Source organism: Pedobacter sp. T50_32, assembly GCF_057652195.1.
Genome location: NZ_JBYFBY010000009.1, coordinates 104,926 through 122,882, shown reverse-complemented (window position 1 = coordinate 122,882; position 17,957 = coordinate 104,926). Strand labels below are relative to the sequence as shown.

At 38.8% G+C, this 17,957-nt stretch carries 22 protein-coding genes; 17 read left to right on the top strand and 5 right to left on the bottom strand.

Features of this window, described 5'->3' with window-relative positions; translation table 11 throughout:
• Positions 1 to 182: ParA family protein (locus tag AC23ME_RS20085; RefSeq protein ID WP_487729521.1), on the bottom strand; the 182-nt coding region annotated here is incomplete at its 3' end.
• A gap of 668 nt (positions 183 to 850) precedes the next feature.
• On the opposite strand from AC23ME_RS20085, the gene mobA reads away from it, so the two are divergent.
• Both mobA and mobB read left to right on the top strand, forming a co-directional pair.
• On the top strand, positions 851 to 1,282 hold the full coding sequence (gene mobA / locus AC23ME_RS20080; RefSeq protein WP_026763222.1) for a conjugal transfer protein MobA: 432 nt from the start codon (positions 851 to 853) through the stop codon (positions 1,280 to 1,282).
• 7 nt (positions 1,283 to 1,289) lie between these two features.
• On the top strand, positions 1,290 to 2,573 hold the full coding sequence (gene mobB, locus AC23ME_RS20075) for a conjugal transfer protein MobB (RefSeq protein ID WP_487729520.1): 1,284 nt from the start codon (positions 1,290 to 1,292) through the stop codon (positions 2,571 to 2,573).
• A 2-nt stretch (positions 2,574 to 2,575) separates the two neighbouring features.
• Here mobB and AC23ME_RS20070 read toward each other — a convergent pair whose 3' ends face one another.
• The 3 genes from AC23ME_RS20070 to AC23ME_RS20060 form a co-directional block, all read right to left on the bottom strand.
• The gene (locus tag AC23ME_RS20070; RefSeq protein WP_312285525.1) at positions 2,576 to 3,373 is read right to left on the bottom strand and encodes a cation efflux transmembrane domain-containing protein; all 798 of its coding nucleotides are present in this window, start codon (positions 3,371 to 3,373) and stop codon (positions 2,576 to 2,578) included.
• A gap of 3 nt (positions 3,374 to 3,376) precedes the next feature.
• On the bottom strand, positions 3,377 to 5,548 hold the full coding sequence (locus AC23ME_RS20065; RefSeq protein ID WP_487729519.1) for a TonB-dependent receptor: 2,172 nt from the start codon (positions 5,546 to 5,548) through the stop codon (positions 3,377 to 3,379).
• An 86-nt stretch (positions 5,549 to 5,634) separates the two neighbouring features.
• On the bottom strand, positions 5,635 to 5,946 hold the full coding sequence (locus AC23ME_RS20060) for a hypothetical protein (RefSeq protein WP_185247982.1): 312 nt from the start codon (positions 5,944 to 5,946) through the stop codon (positions 5,635 to 5,637).
• 185 nt (positions 5,947 to 6,131) lie between these two features.
• On the opposite strand from AC23ME_RS20060, the gene mobC reads away from it, so the two are divergent.
• From mobC to AC23ME_RS19995, 13 genes are all read left to right on the top strand, one after another.
• Complete coding sequence (gene mobC / locus AC23ME_RS20055; RefSeq protein WP_487729518.1) at positions 6,132 to 8,132, top strand: conjugal transfer protein MobC; 2,001 nt, start codon at positions 6,132 to 6,134, stop codon at positions 8,130 to 8,132.
• Between the two features lie 67 nt (positions 8,133 to 8,199).
• On the top strand, positions 8,200 to 8,526 hold the full coding sequence (locus tag AC23ME_RS20050) for an ArsR/SmtB family transcription factor (protein WP_487729517.1): 327 nt from the start codon (positions 8,200 to 8,202) through the stop codon (positions 8,524 to 8,526).
• A gap of 57 nt (positions 8,527 to 8,583) precedes the next feature.
• A complete protein-coding gene (locus AC23ME_RS20045) occupies positions 8,584 to 9,048 on the top strand; it encodes a DUF6428 family protein (RefSeq protein WP_487729516.1) in 465 nt (154 codons plus the stop codon).
• An 18-nt stretch (positions 9,049 to 9,066) separates the two neighbouring features.
• Positions 9,067 to 9,681, top strand: coding sequence for a protein-tyrosine-phosphatase (locus AC23ME_RS20040; protein WP_487729515.1), 615 nt, complete (start codon positions 9,067 to 9,069; stop codon positions 9,679 to 9,681).
• A 3-nt stretch (positions 9,682 to 9,684) separates the two neighbouring features.
• Positions 9,685 to 10,716, top strand: coding sequence for an ACR3 family arsenite efflux transporter (gene arsB, locus AC23ME_RS20035; RefSeq protein WP_487729514.1), 1,032 nt, complete (start codon positions 9,685 to 9,687; stop codon positions 10,714 to 10,716).
• 92 nt (positions 10,717 to 10,808) lie between these two features.
• Positions 10,809 to 10,988, top strand: a complete 180-nt coding sequence (locus AC23ME_RS20030; protein ID WP_487729513.1) for a VOC family protein — start codon at positions 10,809 to 10,811, stop codon at positions 10,986 to 10,988.
• Positions 10,989 to 11,039: 51 nt separating this feature from the next.
• On the top strand, positions 11,040 to 11,225 hold the full coding sequence (locus tag AC23ME_RS20025; protein ID WP_487729512.1) for a VOC family protein: 186 nt from the start codon (positions 11,040 to 11,042) through the stop codon (positions 11,223 to 11,225).
• A gap of 79 nt (positions 11,226 to 11,304) precedes the next feature.
• Entirely contained in the window at positions 11,305 to 11,679 is a 375-nt protein-coding gene (locus AC23ME_RS20020; protein WP_487729511.1) for an ArsR/SmtB family transcription factor, read from the top strand.
• Positions 11,676 to 12,278: a mercuric transport protein MerTP gene (gene merTP / locus AC23ME_RS20015; RefSeq protein ID WP_487729510.1), complete on the top strand. Its 603-nt coding sequence runs from the start codon at positions 11,676 to 11,678 to the stop codon at positions 12,276 to 12,278. The genes AC23ME_RS20020 and merTP overlap by 4 nt, the downstream gene beginning before the upstream one ends.
• Positions 12,278 to 12,484: a GDCCVxC domain-containing (seleno)protein gene (locus tag AC23ME_RS20010; RefSeq protein ID WP_487729509.1), complete on the top strand. Its 207-nt coding sequence runs from the start codon at positions 12,278 to 12,280 to the stop codon at positions 12,482 to 12,484. Before merTP ends, AC23ME_RS20010 begins: the two co-directional genes overlap by 1 nt.
• Before the next feature lie 155 nt (positions 12,485 to 12,639).
• Positions 12,640 to 13,203 (top strand): helix-turn-helix domain-containing protein, encoded by a 564-nt coding sequence (locus AC23ME_RS20005; RefSeq protein WP_487729508.1) that lies wholly within the window; start codon positions 12,640 to 12,642, stop codon positions 13,201 to 13,203.
• 86 nt (positions 13,204 to 13,289) lie between these two features.
• The gene (locus AC23ME_RS20000) at positions 13,290 to 15,707 is read left to right on the top strand and encodes a heavy metal translocating P-type ATPase (RefSeq protein ID WP_487729507.1); all 2,418 of its coding nucleotides are present in this window, start codon (positions 13,290 to 13,292) and stop codon (positions 15,705 to 15,707) included.
• Between the two features lie 92 nt (positions 15,708 to 15,799).
• Positions 15,800 to 16,021, top strand: a complete 222-nt coding sequence (locus AC23ME_RS19995; RefSeq protein WP_024566625.1) for a heavy-metal-associated domain-containing protein — start codon at positions 15,800 to 15,802, stop codon at positions 16,019 to 16,021.
• Between the two features lie 214 nt (positions 16,022 to 16,235).
• Here AC23ME_RS19995 and AC23ME_RS19990 read toward each other — a convergent pair whose 3' ends face one another.
• A complete protein-coding gene (locus tag AC23ME_RS19990; protein WP_185145522.1) occupies positions 16,236 to 16,553 on the bottom strand; it encodes a hypothetical protein in 318 nt (105 codons plus the stop codon).
• A gap of 195 nt (positions 16,554 to 16,748) precedes the next feature.
• Here AC23ME_RS19990 and AC23ME_RS19985 point away from each other — a divergent pair, with 195 nt between their 5' ends.
• Together AC23ME_RS19985 and AC23ME_RS19980 are read left to right on the top strand one after the other, a co-directional pair.
• Positions 16,749 to 17,624, top strand: a complete 876-nt coding sequence (locus tag AC23ME_RS19985; RefSeq protein WP_487729506.1) for a DUF3347 domain-containing protein — start codon at positions 16,749 to 16,751, stop codon at positions 17,622 to 17,624.
• Positions 17,625 to 17,638: 14 nt separating this feature from the next.
• Positions 17,639 to 17,944: a hypothetical protein gene (locus AC23ME_RS19980; protein ID WP_013407366.1), complete on the top strand. Its 306-nt coding sequence runs from the start codon at positions 17,639 to 17,641 to the stop codon at positions 17,942 to 17,944.
• Positions 17,945 to 17,957 lie beyond the last annotated feature (13 nt).

The following is a 17,957-nucleotide window of genomic DNA, read 5'->3' as shown; positions in this document are numbered from 1 at the left end:
GCCAAATCACGGGTTTTCATTTTCATCAGGCTGTGCTGCGGAAAATCCGCATCAAATACGGCTACGTTGTAGCCCAACCGATAGTGCATCGTACTTGCAACAAGCGTGGTGAACGTGCTTTTGCCAACACCGCCTTTTTGAGAAGAAAAGGCAACGAACAGAGGTTTCTTTTTTGTGTCCATATTTTTAAAATTTAAAGTTTACATCTTCCTGTTTTCAGTCTTGCAGGCTTGCACCCGTGCAGTCCAGATTTCGTGCTGTCTTTCTTGCAGGATAGCTATCAGGCTTGCCTGCGGGAATTGCTGATTGCCTGCTTTCTTGCAATACAGCAGCAATGCTTTCATTCAGGCATCTTATCAGGCGGGATTGCATTCTTGCATTCCTGCAATCTTGCAGGCAGGATAACCTGCCATCTTGAATGTGTGCCGTCAGCTCGTCCTGAAGCACGGGCTGTCTGCCTGCCTGCCAACATTCAGGAGCAAAGAACTCATCAAATTCATTCGGTTGTATAGCGGTGGCAGTGTTTGGCGTTCAGAGGCAGCATTTGGCACTGTGGTACAGTGCAACGCTATCGTAAACAGGTCTTTACTTTGTATTGTGATTTTTATTAACGGATTTATGCAAAAGTCTTTCGACATATCAGGGGGTAACGGGAACGGCATCGAGCCGTTTTTCCCTGTTACATTCAATCCGTCCCGCAGGGCGGATTTTTGTGTTCACCGGAACACGGCAAGTTGTGTTTTGAGCATCTCGGAATGATTTCCGATGCTCAAAACAACTTGCCCTTTGCAGGGGGCAGAAAACACCTTCCGAAGTCAGGGTTTTGTATGGATTTTAAAATGGATTAGTGATGAACGATAACAACAAAAAGCAATTGAAAAAGACCGGACGTCGCCCAAAAGAAGACCCGGCGACAATCCGCTATACGATTTCCTTTAACGAGCAGGAACACGCCCGTTTTCTTGCCCTTTTTGATAAATCAGGTATGCAGGTAAAGGCGCACTTTATAACGTCCTGCATCTTTGACAAGACCATAAAGACCATCCAGATTGACAAGGGAACGGTTGATTTTTATATGCGGCTGACCTCTTTTCACAGCCAGTTCCGTTCCATCGGTGTGAACTATAACCAAATTGTAAAGCTGTTGTACAAGAATTTTTCCGAGAAAAAGGCGGCTGCGTTTCTGTACAAACTGGAAAAACAGACGGCTGAAATGGCAATGCTGTGTCAGAAAATCATTCAGATTACCGAAAAATTTGAGGAAGAACACCTAAAAAAATAATGTAATAGTGATAGCGAAAATCGGAAGAAGCGGAAATTTATATGGTGCATTGGCATACAATCAGCTCAAAGTGGAGAATGAAAACGGGCAGATTTTGTTTGCCAATAAGATGATTGAAACCGCAAGCGGTCATTATTCCGTAGCACAATTAGCCCAGTCTTTTGCCCCTTACCTGATAGCCAACCGCAACACCGAAAAACATATGTTGCATATTTCGCTCAATCCTGACCCGAACGATAAGGTAAGCGATGATAAGTTTAGGGAAATGGCAGAACAGTATATGCGGGAAATGGGTTATGGCGAACAGCCTTTTATCGTATTCAAACATACCGATATTGACCGCAGCCATATACACATTGTATCGGTTTGCGTGGACGAGCAGGGCAAAAAGATTTCGGACAAATTCGAGAAAATGCGGTCTATGAACGTATGCCGTGAACTGGAAAGAAAGTACCGATTGATACCCGCAACGGACAAGGAGCGCAAACAGACAGATAAGGTTTTCCGTCCGGTAGATTATCGGGCGGGCGATGTAAAAAGCCAAATCGCTTCGGTTGTTCGCCACCTGCCGAACTACTACCAGTACCAAACGTTGGGCGAATACAACGCCCTGCTTTCCCTGTTCAATATAACCGCCGAGAAAATCGAGGGCGAAATGCAGGGAAAAATGCAGCAGGGCTTATTGTATATTCCGCTAAATGAAAAAGGCGAAAGAGCCGGGCATCCGTTCAAGGCTTCACTGTTCGGAAAAAGCGCAGGGCTTCCGGCTTTGGAATTGCATTTTGCGAAATGCAAAACCGCTTTGAAAGACAGCCCATCCAAACAGACCCTAAAATCTGCCGTTACTTTCGCTCTGAAAACCATGAGCGATGAACAGGCTTTTAAAAAGCAGTTAGCAGAACAGGGCATTAACGTAGTCGTGCGCCGGAATGATACAGGGCGCATTTATGGTATCACATTTATAGACCATAATTCCAAAGCGGTTTGGAACGGTTCACGCTTGGCAACAGAACTTTCTGCCGACACTTTTAATGATTATTGGAACAATAACATTAAACCGGATATTAAAGAACCTGTCGCTTTACACCCCAAACTATCCACATCAAATGATGCGGATCTTCCTGCGGAAGAACCATACCATTTGTTCGACTTCTTAACCACGGAAAAACACGAAGACGGTTTGATTGAAGCATTCGGAGGTTTATTGCCCGAAGCCCAGGGCGAAGATTACGAGGAACAAGACTTTGCTAATAAGATGAAGAAGAAACGGATACATAAACGAGGAAAATAGAATTATCTATTTGCCAATTTCAATATTCTGTATGCACCCCTTGCCACAACCACAAATACAATAGCTCCAATAATCAAATCGGGATAGCTTGAATTGAGCCAATGAACTAAAAGCCCTGCAACGATAACCCCCGAATTGATTATAACATCGTTTGACGTGAAAATCATAGAAGCCTGCATATGTACTTCTTTACTTTTGTTCTTTTGCAACAGGTAAAGACAAAGTACGTTTGCTATCAATGCCAAAACGGAAACAACAATCATTGTTTTGAAATCGGGCATCGCTTCTACTCCGATAAAACGTCTGATAACTTCAACAAAACCGATAACGGCTAACAGGATTTGAAAGTAACCTGCAAATTTGGCGATATTGTTTTTTCTTGCAATCGTACCCCCAACAGCAAACAAAGCCAATGCGTAAACGATGCTATCGGCAAGCATATCCAAGCTATCCGCTACCAATCCCATTGAGTTGTAAAAAATACCGAACAACATTTCTAATCCAAAGAAAACGAAATTGATAATCAATACCGTCCATAGTAGTTTCCGTTGGCTATTGCTTGTATCTGTTTCAACAACTGTATTACTTTCTTCAGTTGAAATCAATGTTGTATTCAGGTTTAGTGTTTCCAAAGCCGAAAAAATCGGCTCTGGGTTTCCACTATGATAAACATTCAATTTTCTATTGGGAATATCAAATTCCAATGACTTTACCGTATCGAAGCCTTGCAATTTCATACGGATTAATTGCTCCTCACTCGGGCAATCCATTTTAGTTATATTGAATATGGTTTTCTTCATCTTCTAAAGTCTAAATTTTATTCCACCGTTAATTACAAATCCGTCCAATGGGGCATAGATGTCTTTAAAAACAGGGTTGGTTATTGTGCCTGTATAAATGTTGTCAAAACGTGTCTGCCTTGTATCAAGGAAATTTTCAAAGTTGATGTACAAGGAAAACCGTTCCCAAATTTTTTCAGCCATAAAGCCACATATAACATAGTCTTTTCCTGTTGTTCCGTCATTGAACTTTTGCGGACTAAAATAATAGGCTTCCAAACCGATTTTCCATTTATCCTCTATTTCATACATAAGTACAGAGTTAATGCGGTGTTTTGGTGTTAGTGGATTTTCGGTATTTGTTCCGTTTTCAATCAATCGGGTATCGGTAAAGGTGTAGCCCAAAAACAATTTAAAATCATCATAACCGATTTTGATATTGGTTTCTGTTCCTTTGGTATGAATGTAGCCCGATGAATTGATGAACTGATATGTATTTGTAGCTATATTTTGAAGCAACAAAGGATTATCCAAATAGGTGTAAAAGAATAAATGATTGATGCTAAATGTCCAATCATCGCCAATATTAGTACGGTAATTGATGTCTGCATTTGCGCCGTAGCTCTTTTCCAATTTATTGGTATTATCATCAATAGGCATTACGTTTTGATATTGTATGCGTTCGCTTTCTTCGGTAAAAATGGTTGGTGTTTTGTAGCCAAATCCGCCCCCGATACGTGAAGTCAATCCGTTTGCAATCCTAAACAATGCCGATACTCTTGGCAAAAAAACAGCTCCGTAATCTATCACGTAATCCGTTCTTAAACCTGTTTCTAATTGAAGCCAATCCGTAGCCTTAAAAGAATTTTGAACGAAAGCCCCGAATGTTGTTTGGTTGTAATCTCTCAACGGAAATGCGGTAATCTGCTTCTCTTTAAAATTGTCGGTCCAAACATTAACGCCTGTTACCCATTCTGATTTTTCTTTGCTGTGGGTATAGCTTGCTTCGGTAAAAGTGGCTGTTTGTGTTCCCTCAAACTCGTAATTGGGAATAGCTGTATTGCGGTTAAAATAACTTACGCTGTTCTTTATCTGTACAAAACTGTTTTCGTTTACTGTATGGTCAAAAACAAATTGGGTAGAATAGCGTTGTGTTTTGTTTTCTTCAAAATATTGGTGTGTGTTATCGCCTTTGCCTTTGATGTAAAGCATATCGCCACCCAAACGGTTTTCAATGGTGGTGTTAATACCGAAGTTCATTTTTGTTCTATCATTGAAGTAAACAAATAATTTAGGGTTCAGTACATACCTTTCAAATTTAGGAATGGCAGAAAGCCCGATTTGTGCAGGGTCGTAAGCTCCGTTGCGATTATGCGAAGCAAATATTGTTGTTCCGATTTTCTTAAACTTCTGTCCGTAAAAACCGTTGATGTCTAAACCTCTGCCCGATGTTCCGTTTAAATGAAAACGCAAATCCCTTTCTTCCCTTGGTGTTTTGGAAATCAGATTTACCAAACCTGCTATTGCTCCACCACCGTACAGCGTAGATGTTGAACCCTTAATAACTTCAACCTGCTTTAAGTCAAGCGGTGGAATTTGCAACAAGCCTAACCCACTTGAAGCACCCGAATAAATAGGAAAACCGTCTTTTAAAATTTGCGTATATCGTCCGTCAAGCCCCTGAATACGAATACTTGCGTTGGCACTTGTGGGCGATGTGGTTTGTACGTGAATACCTGTACTCTCACTCAAAAGCATGCGAATATCCCCTGCTTTCATATTGCCTTTTTCGTCTAACTCCTCACTTCCTATAAACTCAATACGTGTAAGGATATTTTGTATAGTTCTTGTACTTCTTGTTGATGAAATAACAATACCGTCTAACTCCGTTGAACTTTCATAAAGTAAAATCTCAATCGGGGTTGTATCTGCTAACGGAAAATTAAAGCTGTCGGTACGTTGGGCAAAACCAATATAAGTAAATTGAATTTCCTGTAAACCGTTTGGAATACCTGTTAATATGATTTGTCCGTTTTCATCGGAAGTTGTTCCGATTGTTGTGCCTGTAACCTGTGCAGTTACACCCATTAAAGGCTCTTTTTTCTCGCTGTCCTTTATTACAGCTTTAAACGTGTTTTGTGCATATACACAAAGGTTGAGTGCCATAAAAAATGACACAATGAGTATTCTTTTCATTGAAAAAATAATGCTTAATATGAATAAATGAATGATAGCGGTGTGATACACCACTTACAATTAGTTTGTGCCGAAAGCACTACACATTAAGCAAGTTGAGGGGGATGCCAAACGGAAAAAGGAAAATCAGAAATAGGCGGTGTTGGCATTGTGCCTAATTTTCTTTGCGGTTCTTTTACTGAATGTGTGATAGAGAAATGAAAAGTAGCTAAAACAAATCCTGTACAGGTGTTACAGCTAAAAAATGGGGAACAACAATTTCTATCACAATCTTGGTCGTCCTGTCCATTTTGTCCTTGCTCGGTGGTATGCTTCTGCATACATTTATCCTCAATAAAAGTCGGTACTACTGATAACAGCAATACATATACGGCTAATATTAAAGATATAAATTTCATTCTGCGAAGTTATTAAAAATAAAAATCAGTTCAACACAAATGCAGAAATTGGACTGTAATCCTTGACATTGTTATTCTCATCTACTCAAAGCCAAACACTGCCACACAACGCCACAGACTGCCACATTCTTATAGCCACTGCATAGAGCCTTTAAATTCACGCCCGAACATTAAAACTTAAAATAATGCAGGGAGAAGACGATTTAAGAGGGCTTGCCAAGATAATGGCTTTTATGCGGGCAGTCAGTATCCTTTTGGTGCTGATGCACCTTTATTGGTTCTGCTACGGTTTCTTTTTAGAGCGTGGTTGGACGTTGGAGGTAATCAATAAGATATTAGGCAATTTCGACCGGACGGCGGGCTTGTTTTCACATACCCTTTATACCAAAGCATTCGCTTTGGTTTTACTGGCTTTGAGTTGCTTAGGGACAAAGGGTGTAAAGAATGAGAAGATAACCTGGACTAAAATTTGCGTGGCTTTGGGCGTTGGCTTTGTGCTGTTCTTCCTGAACACACCGTTGCTGAAGCTATCCCCGTCAACAGGCACATTCCTTTATATCCTTACTATCTCGTTAGGTTATATCGCTTTGCTGATGGCGGGCGTATGGATGAGCAGATTGCTCCGTACCAATTTAATGGACGATGTTTTCAATAATGAAAACGAGAGCTTCCAACAGGAAACCAAGCTGATGGAAAACGAGTATTCCGTCAACCTGCCCACCAAATTTTACTACAAAGGCAAATGGAACAACGGTTGGATAAACATTGTCAATCCATTCAGGGCATCAATCGTATTGGGTACTCCGGGTTCGGGTAAATCTTATGCCATCGTAAACAACTACATCAAGCAGCAGATAGAAAAAGGCTTTAGTATGTACATCTACGATTTCAAGTTCGACGACCTATCCACCATTGCCTACAATCATTTGCTGAAGCACAGGGATAAGTACAAGGTACAGCCGAAATTTTATGTGATAAATTTCGATGACCCACGCAAGAGCCACCGTTGCAACCCACTCAATCCCGATTTTATGACGGACATTTCTGATGCTTACGAAGCGGCATATACTATAATGCTAAACCTTAACAGGTCGTGGATACAGAAGCAAGGGGATTTTTTTGTGGAAAGCCCAATTATTCTTTTGGCTGCGATTATTTGGTATCTGAAAATCTACGAAGATGGTAAGTATTGTACGTTCCCTCACGCCATTGAATTACTGAATAAAAAGTATTCGGATGTATTCACGATTTTAACTTCATACCCGGATTTGGAAAATTATTTGTCGCCCTTTATGGATGCGTGGCAAGGTGGAGCGCAAGACCAGTTACAAGGACAAATCGCATCGGCAAAAATTCCGCTATCAAGGATGATTAGCCCACAACTTTACTGGGTAATGACGGGCGATGATTTTACGCTTGACATTAACAACCCGAAAGAACCTAAAATTTTGTGCGTGGGTAACAATCCCGACCGTCAAAATATTTATTCCGCAGCTTTGGGTTTATACAATTCGAGGATTGTAAAGCTGATAAACAAAAAGGGACAGCTAAAGAGTTCCGTTATCATAGATGAGTTGCCCACAATTTATTTCAGGGGACTGGACAATCTTATCGCAACGGCGAGAAGTAATAAGGTAGCGGTATGTTTGGGTTTTCAGGATTTTTCGCAATTAACAAGGGATTACGGCGACAAGGAAAGCAAGGTAATACAGAATACTGTCGGTAATATATTCAGTGGTCAGGTGGTTGGCGAAACAGCAAAAAGCTTTTCGGAACGTTTCGGTAAAGTATTACAGAAACGCCAAAGTATGACCATTAAGTGCAATGATAAATCTACCTCTATCTCCACACAGTTAGACAGCCTTATTCCGGCTTCCAAAATTTCAACATTGACACAGGGTATGTTTGTTGGTTCCGTTTCGGATAACTTTGATGAACGTATCGAGCAAAAAATATTTCACGGCGAAATTGTGGTGGATAATGAAAAGGTAGCAGCAGAAAGCAAAGCCTATCAGCAAATACCGCAAATCCTTTCTTTTGTAAATGAGCAGGGCGAGGATAAGATGAAGCAGGAAATTGAAAGTAATTACAAGCAGATAAAATTAGACATCCTGAATATTGTTGTAAGTGAAATGGAGCGCATTAAAAATGACCCGAACTTGCAGCATTTGGTACAACAGGAATAATTTTTTTCAAATTTCTTGTCTATTAAAAACAAACATCGTAATATTGCGATATTAAAATATCATAACAATGGGCGCAAGTAAAACAGACCATTTCACGGAACAACAAAATCGGATTGCAACTATTGCGAAAGCATTAGGGCATCCGGCAAGAATAGCCATTATAGAATACCTCTTAAAAGTAAATGCCTGTATATGCAGTGATATAGTTGATGAATTACCATTGGCACAGCCTACCGTTTCGCAGCATTTAAAAGAATTGAAAAATGCAGGATTGATAAAAGGAAATATTGAGGGTAATTCTGTTTGCTACTGTATCAATGAAAAAACCTTTGATGTACTAAAAAAATATTTTTCAAAAATCGGCTATGCTGTAACCAATCAAAAATGCTGTTAAGCATTTTTTTGAATATATCAATCGCAATAAAGCAATATAACAATTAAATAAAAAACAATGAAACTATCAAAAATCAAAGAAATATTACCAGCATTGAATAATGTTGAATTTCAATTAGAGAACGGAACATTTGTACCGGAACACTTTCACGTTACAGAGGTAGGCGTTATTACAAAACACTTCATTGATTGTGGCGGAACTATCAGAAATGAAAAAGTTGTGAATTTTCAATTATGGAATGCTAACGATTTTGAACACCGATTAAAGCCAACCAAATTATTAAGCATCATTAAACTATCTGAAGAAAAATTAGGTATTGACGATGCCGAGATAGAAGTAGAATACCAAAGCGAAACGATTGGTAAATACGATTTGGATTTTAACGGAAATCATTTTATTCTGAAGAATAAACAAACGGCTTGCCTGGCAAATGATGCCTGTGGCATTCCTGCCGAAAAACAGAAAGTAAACTTGGCAGAATTAAGTAATGCCTGCTGTACGCCTAATTCGGAATGTTGCTAAATACTAAAACAAAATACGATGTATCAAAAACTAAACGAAATCATTAATAATAAAATAGATGTTCACAGCATCAGCGAAGAACGTAAAAGCGTATTACAGCCATTGATAGATTTTATACAGCAAAAGGTAAGCAATCGGGAGGAAGTAAACATCAATTTCATTTGTACCCACAATTCCCGAAGAAGCCATTTATCGCAGGTTTGGGCACAGGTAGCGGCCACACATTACAATATCCCGAATGTGCATTGCTATTCAGGCGGTACAGAAGAAACGGCACTATTCCCGAAAGTCGCAGAAACATTGACCAATCAGGGGTTTAATATTTTCAAAATTGCAGACAATAATAATTCTGTATATGCTATAAAATACAGCGATAATGTTTTGCCTGTTATCGGCTTTTCTAAAAAATACGATAGCCCTTTCAATCCTATATCAGCATTTGCAACTATTATGACCTGTTCACAGGCAGACGGTGGATGCCCTTTTATTGCAGGTGCAGAAAAAAGAATACCTATTACATTTGAAGACCCCAAAATTTCGGATAATACACCGGAGCAGGCACAGGTATATGCACAAAGAAGTTTGCAGATAGCAACGGAAATGTTTTATGTTTTTTCAAAAGTCAGTCAATAACCAATGCAACCAAAACTAAAATTTCTTGACCGTTACCTAACCTTATGGATATTTCTTGCAATGACAATAGGTATAGGTTTGGGATATTTCTTTCCGGGAATATCAAAAATCACAAATGCTTTATCAGTAGGAACTACAAATGTTCCGTTGGCATTAGGTTTAATTCTAATGATGTACCCGCCATTGGCAAAGGTTGATTACTCATTATTGCCACAGGCATTTAAGGATAAAAAAGTAATCGGTATATCCTTATTTCTGAATTGGGTTATCGGTACGGTATTGATGTTCGGGTTAGCCGTTTTGTTTTTAAGAAATGAACCCGATTATATGACAGGCTTGATACTGATAGGTTTGGCAAGATGTATTGCAATGGTAATCGTGTGGAGCGATTTGGCAAAAGCCAACAGAGAATATACAGCATTATTGGTAGCATTAAACAGTATCTTTCAGATAGTAAGTTACAGTTTCTTAGTTTGGCTGTTCATCAACGTATTACCTGCAAAGTTAGGATTAGCCAATTTCAATGTAAGCGTATCCATTAAAGACGTAACAGAAAGCGTATTGATATACTTAGGTATTCCATTTTTATCAGGTTTTCTAAGCCGTTACTTCCTTATCAAATCAAAAGGTACAGAATGGTATAACCGAAAATTTGTACCCAAAATATCGCCCATTACATTATACGCATTGTTGTTTACCATAGTATTAATGTTTAGCCTGAAAGGCGATAAAATATTAGAGTTGCCAATGGATGTGGTAAAAGTAGCCATACCCTTAATCATCTATTTTGTACTGATGTTTTTTGTGAGCTTCTTTATCAATAAATCCCTTAAAGTTCCTTACGACAAAAACGCATCAATCGCATTTACAGCCACGGGAAATAATTTTGAGTTGGCAATAGCCGTAGCCATATCGGTTTTCGGTATTCATTCCCCACAGGCATTTGTAGGGGTTATTGGACCGTTGGTAGAAGTTCCTGTATTGATAATCTTAGTAAGGGCGAGCTTATGGTTAAAGAAGAAATATTACAGTTAGGCACAAGCAATAGATGTTATGAAAAGGCAATAGGATTTTAACTGATGCGCTAAAAATATACAGGGTTCAATAATTAAAACTATACCACGACAATGATACAACTAATAAAGACCATACCCGCCTTTCCTGTTCGGGATATTGAAAAAGCGGTTACGTTTTACAAAGCCCGATTTGGTTTTGATTGTAGATATAAGGAAGCAACTTTCGCAATATTAATTAGGGATGGTATAGAATTGCATTTATGGGCTTCCTGTAATTATAGTTGGAAATGAAAAAGTATTTTTTTATTTCTCAAACCGATTAGTAGCGGAGCAGAAAGTTTTTTGGCAGGTACACACAGTTGTAGGATTGAAGTAAAAGGTATTGACGAACTGTACAAAGAACTAAAAGAAAAAGAGGTATTACACAATAAAAAAAACGAAATAGAAAGCACTTACTACGGCACAACAGAATTTGCAACTTTGGACTTGTACGGAAATTTGCTTACCTTTTACGAAAATATTGCATAGTAGCAAACAGTTAAATAGAGCTGTTTGATTTTTATATTTTAGTAATTGCTTAAATAAGCAAATTAACTATATTTGCGCTATGGATAATACTTCTTGCATAAGACAACTGGCAGACATTAAACAAATCAATCGCTGTAAAGAACGAGTTTCAGAACTCCACGGCTCGTTTGACTATTTATCGAACGGACTTGATTTGGCGGGAAATAATGTAAGACTGAAAATTCTGTTTCTTCTTTATGAAGAAAAACGACTTTGTGTTTGTGACTTAAGCGATATTCTTGGTATGACAATTTCAGCAATTTCTCAGCACTTGCGAAAACTCAAAGACCGAAAACTTATTGAAACCGAAAGAGAGGCACAAACCATTTTTTACTCATTGACAAAAGAGTATGAAAAAATGCTGAAACCATTTTTTAAAATACTTGATGATAGCAAAATTTTAGAAACAATATGAAAACTGACAGCAAGCTAATCGGGACTGGACTTTTGACAGCAATTGCAGCCTCATTATGTTGCATTACACCTGTTTTGGCTCTCATAGCTGGAACAAGCGGAGTTGCTTCGACTTTTTCTTGGCTCGAACCTTTCCGACCATATTTTATAGGTTTAACAATTTTAGTGCTTGGTTTTTCCTGGTATCAAAAGTTGAAACCACCAAAGAAAATTGATTGTAAATGTGAAACAATTGAAAAACCAAATTTTATGCAAACAAAATCATTTTTAGGAATTATTACCGTTATGGCGGCTTTACTTTTATCATTTCCAATTTATGCCCACGTCTTTTTTCCAAAGACTGAAAGTAACGCAATTATTACTCAAACTTCCAAAATTCAGAAAGTTGAGTTTACAATTAAAGGGATGACTTGTTCAGGTTGTGAGCACCATATTAAAACAGAGGTTAGCAAACTAAAAGGAATTGTCGAAGTTGTGGTTTCTTATGAGAAAGGCAACGCCATTGTTAAGTTTGACAACAAACAAACAAGTATTGCAGAAATCGAAAAAGCAATTAATTTGACAGGTTATAAATCGCTTAAAAGTAAAATTATATCATAATGGAAATTAGATTACAATCAATAATAACTTGCCCAAGCTGTGGATACAAAAAAGAGGAAACGATGCCCACAAACGCTTGCCAATATTTTTATGAATGCGAAAATTGTAAAACAAGGTTAAAGCCATTGCAAGGTGATTGCTGCGTATATTGTAGCTATGGAACAGTAAAATGTCCACCTATTCAAGCCGGGCAAAAATGTTGCTGACAGACTGTAAACAAAGTCTTCCGAGAGGGCGTATATTGTCTTAAATATTCTGAATAATTGGAGATGCAGTAAAACAATATTACAATGACGAAATTAGGTGTAAAAACACAATGTAAACCAATTACGAATGTAAACTTTGTAAATTATTCAAAAATATGACGACATTATTTATTAAAAATATGGTTTGTAACCGCTGTAATATGGTGGTGCAAAATGAGCTGGACAAATTAGATTTGGGAGTAAAGAGTATCAGGCTTGGCGAAGTAACATTGGATGAAGAGCCTACAGTCGAAGAAAAAAAGAAATTGAGCGAAGCCCTCGTAAGGTTAGGGTTTCAAATCATTGATGATAAGAAAAGCCGCATCATCGAAAAGATAAAGAACATTATTATTGAACTTGTACATCATCAGGATAACGATGCGAAAACCAACCTTTCAGAGGTGTTAAGCAATAAATTACATCACGATTATAATCACCTGTCCAATTTATTTTCAGAGATAGAAGGCACTACTATTGAAAAGTATTTTATTGCCCAAAAAATTGAAAAGGTAAAGGAACTACTGGTATATGATGAACTCTCTTTGAGTGAAATTGCTTTCCGCCTCAACTATTCAAGTGTAGCCTATTTAAGTAACCAATTCAAAAAAGTAACAGGGCTAACACCGAGCTATTTCAAACAAATAAAGGAAGACAAAAGGAAGCCTTTAGATAAATTGTAAATTTTACAAATCATTCCCAAAATTCCACAATAGCCTGTCCTAATATAATTGCCAATTTTGTACTGTTAATTAAAACGAAGCGAAATATGGCAACGACTAATAATAAAGAAACCGTCTATCTTCCTTTGGAAGATGTAGAGAGCGAACATTGTGCGTTAATCGTTGAAAAAGGATTAGCACAGGTAACAGGCATCACAACCCACAAAGTAGAACTAAACAACCGCAGGGCAGCTATCACGGTAGAGAACAGCGAAGCACTAGGCGAAGCGGTTAAAGCAATTAAAGCATTGGCATATGGCGTTTCCGCTGTAAAAAAATCCTTTCCTGTATTGGGTATGACTTGCGCCTCTTGTGCAGGCAGTGCCGAAAGCATTGTAAAGTATCAGGAGGGTGTTGTTGATGCTTCCGTAAACTTCGCAACCGGAAATCTTACCGTTGAGTACCTTCCTAATATGACCGATGCCATTAAACTGCAAAAGGCGGTACAAAGCATTGGCTATGATTTATTGGTGGAAGATGAAACCAAACAGCAGGAAACATTAGAAGTAATTCACGCTCAAAAATTCCGGAAGCTAAAAACCAAAACCATTTGGGCAACTATCTTGTCTTTACCTGTCGTTGTTATCGGTATGTTCTTTATGGATATGCCTTATGCCAATCAAATTATGTGGGCATTTTCTACGCCTGTGGTATTGTGGTTGGGAAAAGATTTTTTCATCAATGCGTGGAAACAAGCAAAACACCGTTCTGCCAATATGGATACGTTGGTAGCATTGAGTACAGGTATAGCCTATATTTTTAGCGTATTCAATATGTTGTTTCCCGAATTTTGGCATAATAAGGGTTTACACGCCCATGTTTATTTTGAAGCCGCAGCCGTAATTATCGCATTTATTCTGTTAGGAAAATTATTGGAAGAAAAAGCCAAAGGCAATACATCATCTGCCATAAAAAAACTAATGGGCTTGCAACCCAAAACAGTTATTGTAATACAGGCAGACGGAACAGAAAAGCAGACCGCTATTGAAGACGTAAACGCAGGCGATGTTATCCTTGTAAAGCCGGGCGAAAAAATTGCGGTGGACGGTATGGTAACATCGGGTAATTCGTATGTGGACGAAAGTATGTTAAGCGGTGAACCTGTTCCGGTACTGAAAAAAGAAAACGAAAAAGTATTTGCAGGAACGATTAACCAAAAAGGAAGTTTTCAATTCAAAGCGGTTAAAGTCGGAAAAGAAACAATGCTTGCCCATATCATCAAAATGGTACAGGATGCACAAGGCAGTAAAGCACCAGTACAAAAGTTGGTAGATAAGATTGCAGGAATTTTTGTTCCCGTTGTGATAGGGATTGCTATTCTTACATTTATCCTGTGGTTTATTTTAGGTGGCAACAATGGCATAGTGCAGGGATTGTTAGCTTCTGTTACGGTATTGGTCATTGCCTGCCCCTGTGCTTTGGGATTGGCTACTCCTACCGCTATAATGGTTGGCGTTGGCAAAGGTGCTGAAAACGGTATTTTGATAAAAGATGCTGAAAGTTTGGAATTAGCCAAAAAGGTTGATGCCATTATTTTAGATAAAACAGGAACGATAACAGAGGGCAGACCGGAGGTAACAGGTATCGAATGGCTGAACAATGATGATACAACGAAAGATATTCTTTTAAGTATCGAGAAACAATCAGAACATCCATTGGCAGAAGCAGTAGTAAAATATTTAGATGGTATTACAGCTACTAATTTATCAAACTTCGACAGTATTACAGGTAAAGGAGCAAAAGCCAATCACAATAACAAAACCTATTTTGTAGGAAACAAAAAATTATTAGCAGAAAATAATATCATTATTGCAGATGAATTATTAAAGCAATCCGATGAATGGGGGAAACAATCCAAAACCGTTATTTGGTTTGCAGACAGCCAACAAGCACTTTCCGTAATTGCCATATCTGATAAGATAAAAGAAACATCGGTAGAAGCCATTAAGGAAATGCAGGAAATGGGAATTGATTTGTATATGCTTACAGGCGATAACGAAGCAACAGCCAAATCAATTGCCAAACAAACAGGCATCAAGCATTACAAGGCAGAAGTATTGCCACAGCACAAAGCCGATTTTGTGAAAGAACTACAAAGCAAGGGTAAAGTTGTAGCAATGGTTGGGGATGGTATCAACGACAGTACCGCATTGGCAACAGCCGATGTAAGCATTGCGATGGGCAAGGGTTCAGACATCGCAATGGACGTAGCCAAAATGACCATCATCTCGTCAGACCTTACCAAGATACCGCAGGCAATAGGTTTGTCAAAACAGACCGTAGCCACCATCAAGCAAAACCTGTTTTGGGCATTTATTTACAACCTAATCGGTATTCCGGTGGCAGCTGGCATCCTTTATCCTATTAACGGGTTCCTGCTTAACCCTATGATTGCGGGTGCGGCAATGGCATTGAGCAGCGTGAGCGTGGTAAGTAACAGCCTGCGGTTGAAGTGGAAGAAGTAAAACAGTAAAAATCAAATAAGAAATTACACAACAATACTGAACTGAATAGTACGGAAATTTGCATAATCAGATAACTTTAAAATTTATTAACAATGGAAAATAAACAATTTCAATTCAAGACGAACATCAATTGCGGCGGTTGTATCGCATCTGTAAAACCGCACTTGGACAAGGCAGAGGGCATATGCCATTGGGAAGTGGACACGGCCAACAAGGACAAGGTACTTACAGTGAAGTCCGAGGGCATTACCGAGCAGGAAGTAATATCGACCGTACAAAAAGCAGGCTTCAAAATAGAACCTTTGAATGCCTAAGCCAACTACCTTTTAAAATGTCCTTTTTCCGACCGAATTTTCTGAAGGTTGGGTTGCCGAAAAAGGCATTTCATCAAATCCTGAAGAAAGAGGATATCTTGTTGTGGTCGTAACATTGTTTGTTTATATAGAGAAATTTTGCCTATATAGCAAAAAAAAATGTAAAAACAATATAAAAAACCAATCTTATTTGTAACTTTGTTGAGTTGAAAAATTATAGAATACATATAGGCATTTTGACACTCTTCTGTCTGGTTTTCTTTATGATACCAAGCCAGAGTTTTGCCTGTTCCAAAAATTCGACAAAGACCGAGCGGTCCTGCTCAAAAGAGAAATCCAAAAAATCAGAACATAAAAAAGGTTGTAAGGGCAAATCCTGCAAAAAATGCAAAAGCGGCAACTGCGATGGTGGTTGTTCACATAGCTCTTGCAGATGCAGTGCTTCAACTACCTCCCTATACTTACCAATCCCAATCGAATTAAAAGCTAAAAATCCATTTGCTGAAGTTAAAAAGCAAAAATTCGGTTTCAAGGAAGCCTACTATTCTTCGGGATTTTTCTTCATTTGGCTACCTCCTAAAATAAGCTAAAACTATGGCCTGATAGCCATAGGTGTGCCTTGTCAAAAGCTATTCCGGCTTTTGCAAATCCCCTATTTGTACTATTTATTTTAAAATTCAAGGGAAATGGGTTTGCTAATACCCCTTTTCCGAAAATGTATATTATTATGAAATCATTATCAAAAATAGTGATGGTAATCGCCGTATTACTATCATCAATAAACGTGTTTGCACAAATCAAGAATGCGAAAACGGAAACCGTAAAAATTTATGGCAATTGTGGTATGTGCAAAGCCACCATCGAAAAAGCAGGTAACGTAAAAAAGGTAGCCAGTGTGGACTGGAACAAAGATACCAAGATGGCTACGCTCACGTATGACGGCGACAAAACAAATCAGGATGAAATCCTGAAACGTATCGCTTTGGCTGGTTATGACAGCGAGAAGTTCCGTGCGCCGGATGACGTATATGCTAAACTGGCTGGTTGCTGCCAGTATGATAGACCCGTGAAGACGGTTGCCAAAAACAAAGAGGCTGGCATGGACATGAATGCCGGACATGGCAATCACGACCATAGCCAAATGGCAGCTAACAAAAATGCAGCTCAAAACCAATCACAGCTAAAAGCTGTATTTGACAACTACTTTTCAGTGAAAGACGCTTTGATAAAAACCGATGCGGCGACCGCATCTGCCAAAGCCGCTGAATTGGCTGCATCCCTTAAAGCAGTCGATATGAACAAGCTATCGGCAGAGGAACATACGGCTTGGATGAAAGTGATGCAGGATTTGACGGCCAATGCGGAAAGCATTTCAAAATCAAAAGATGTTGCAAAACAAAGAAGTGCTTTTGCGGCACTTTCGGAAAGCATCTACACACTTGCCAAAGTTTCTAAGCAGGATACCCCCGTTTATTACCAGCACTGCCCTATGTACAATGGAGGTAAGGGAGCCAATTGGCTAAGTAAGGAGAATGCCGTTAAAAATCCATATTACGGCTCACAAATGCTTACCTGCGGCAGTACCGTTGAAACCATTAAATAACAGGTCTGAAAGCTATGGTACAGTACAATGACATGGTGCAGGCGCTTAAAGACCTAAGACAACGTGGGTACAGTATGGACTTTAGTCTGTTGCCGGACTGTCTGTACTGTACGTCAAGGAGCCTGAAACTAAAACCGGAGGATTTTACGGTTACGGAAACTCATAGGTTTGAAAGCCTCGACAGCAGTCCTGATAACAATGCCGTGATTTATGCCATATCGTCTAATGATAGTAAGAATAAAGGCGTACTTGTTGATGCCTATGGTACTTATGCCGAAGAAATGACCCATGAGATGGCAAAAAAATTAAGTGCAACATAACTTTTAAAACCCC

Bases quoted from the DNA above. Each gene is read 5' to 3' on its own strand.
- arsB (WP_487729514.1), top strand. From the start codon at position 9,685: ATGCAACCAAAACTAAAATTTCTTGACCGTTACCTAACCTTATGGATA.
- AC23ME_RS19980 (WP_013407366.1), top strand. From the start codon at position 17,639: ATGGTACAGTACAATGACATGGTGCAGGCGCTTAAAGACCTAAGACAA.
- AC23ME_RS19985 (WP_487729506.1), top strand. From the start codon at position 16,749: ATGAAATCATTATCAAAAATAGTGATGGTAATCGCCGTATTACTATCA.
- AC23ME_RS20040 (WP_487729515.1), top strand. From the start codon at position 9,067: ATGTATCAAAAACTAAACGAAATCATTAATAATAAAATAGATGTTCAC.
- AC23ME_RS20030 (WP_487729513.1), top strand. From the start codon at position 10,809: ATGATACAACTAATAAAGACCATACCCGCCTTTCCTGTTCGGGATATT.
- AC23ME_RS20045 (WP_487729516.1), top strand. From the start codon at position 8,584: ATGAAACTATCAAAAATCAAAGAAATATTACCAGCATTGAATAATGTT.
- AC23ME_RS20000 (WP_487729507.1), top strand. From the start codon at position 13,290: ATGGCAACGACTAATAATAAAGAAACCGTCTATCTTCCTTTGGAAGAT.
- AC23ME_RS20050 (WP_487729517.1), top strand. From the start codon at position 8,200: ATGGGCGCAAGTAAAACAGACCATTTCACGGAACAACAAAATCGGATT.
- AC23ME_RS20070 (WP_312285525.1), bottom strand. From the start codon at position 3,373: ATGAAGAAAACCATATTCAATATAACTAAAATGGATTGCCCGAGTGAG.
- mobC (WP_487729518.1), top strand. From the start codon at position 6,132: ATGCAGGGAGAAGACGATTTAAGAGGGCTTGCCAAGATAATGGCTTTT.
- AC23ME_RS20010 (WP_487729509.1), top strand. From the start codon at position 12,278: ATGGAAATTAGATTACAATCAATAATAACTTGCCCAAGCTGTGGATAC.
- AC23ME_RS20065 (WP_487729519.1), bottom strand. From the start codon at position 5,548: ATGAAAAGAATACTCATTGTGTCATTTTTTATGGCACTCAACCTTTGT.
- AC23ME_RS20060 (WP_185247982.1), bottom strand. From the start codon at position 5,946: ATGAAATTTATATCTTTAATATTAGCCGTATATGTATTGCTGTTATCA.
- AC23ME_RS20020 (WP_487729511.1), top strand. From the start codon at position 11,305: ATGGATAATACTTCTTGCATAAGACAACTGGCAGACATTAAACAAATC.
- AC23ME_RS20005 (WP_487729508.1), top strand. From the start codon at position 12,640: ATGACGACATTATTTATTAAAAATATGGTTTGTAACCGCTGTAATATG.
- mobA (WP_026763222.1), top strand. From the start codon at position 851: ATGAACGATAACAACAAAAAGCAATTGAAAAAGACCGGACGTCGCCCA.
- AC23ME_RS19995 (WP_024566625.1), top strand. From the start codon at position 15,800: ATGGAAAATAAACAATTTCAATTCAAGACGAACATCAATTGCGGCGGT.
- merTP (WP_487729510.1), top strand. From the start codon at position 11,676: ATGAAAACTGACAGCAAGCTAATCGGGACTGGACTTTTGACAGCAATT.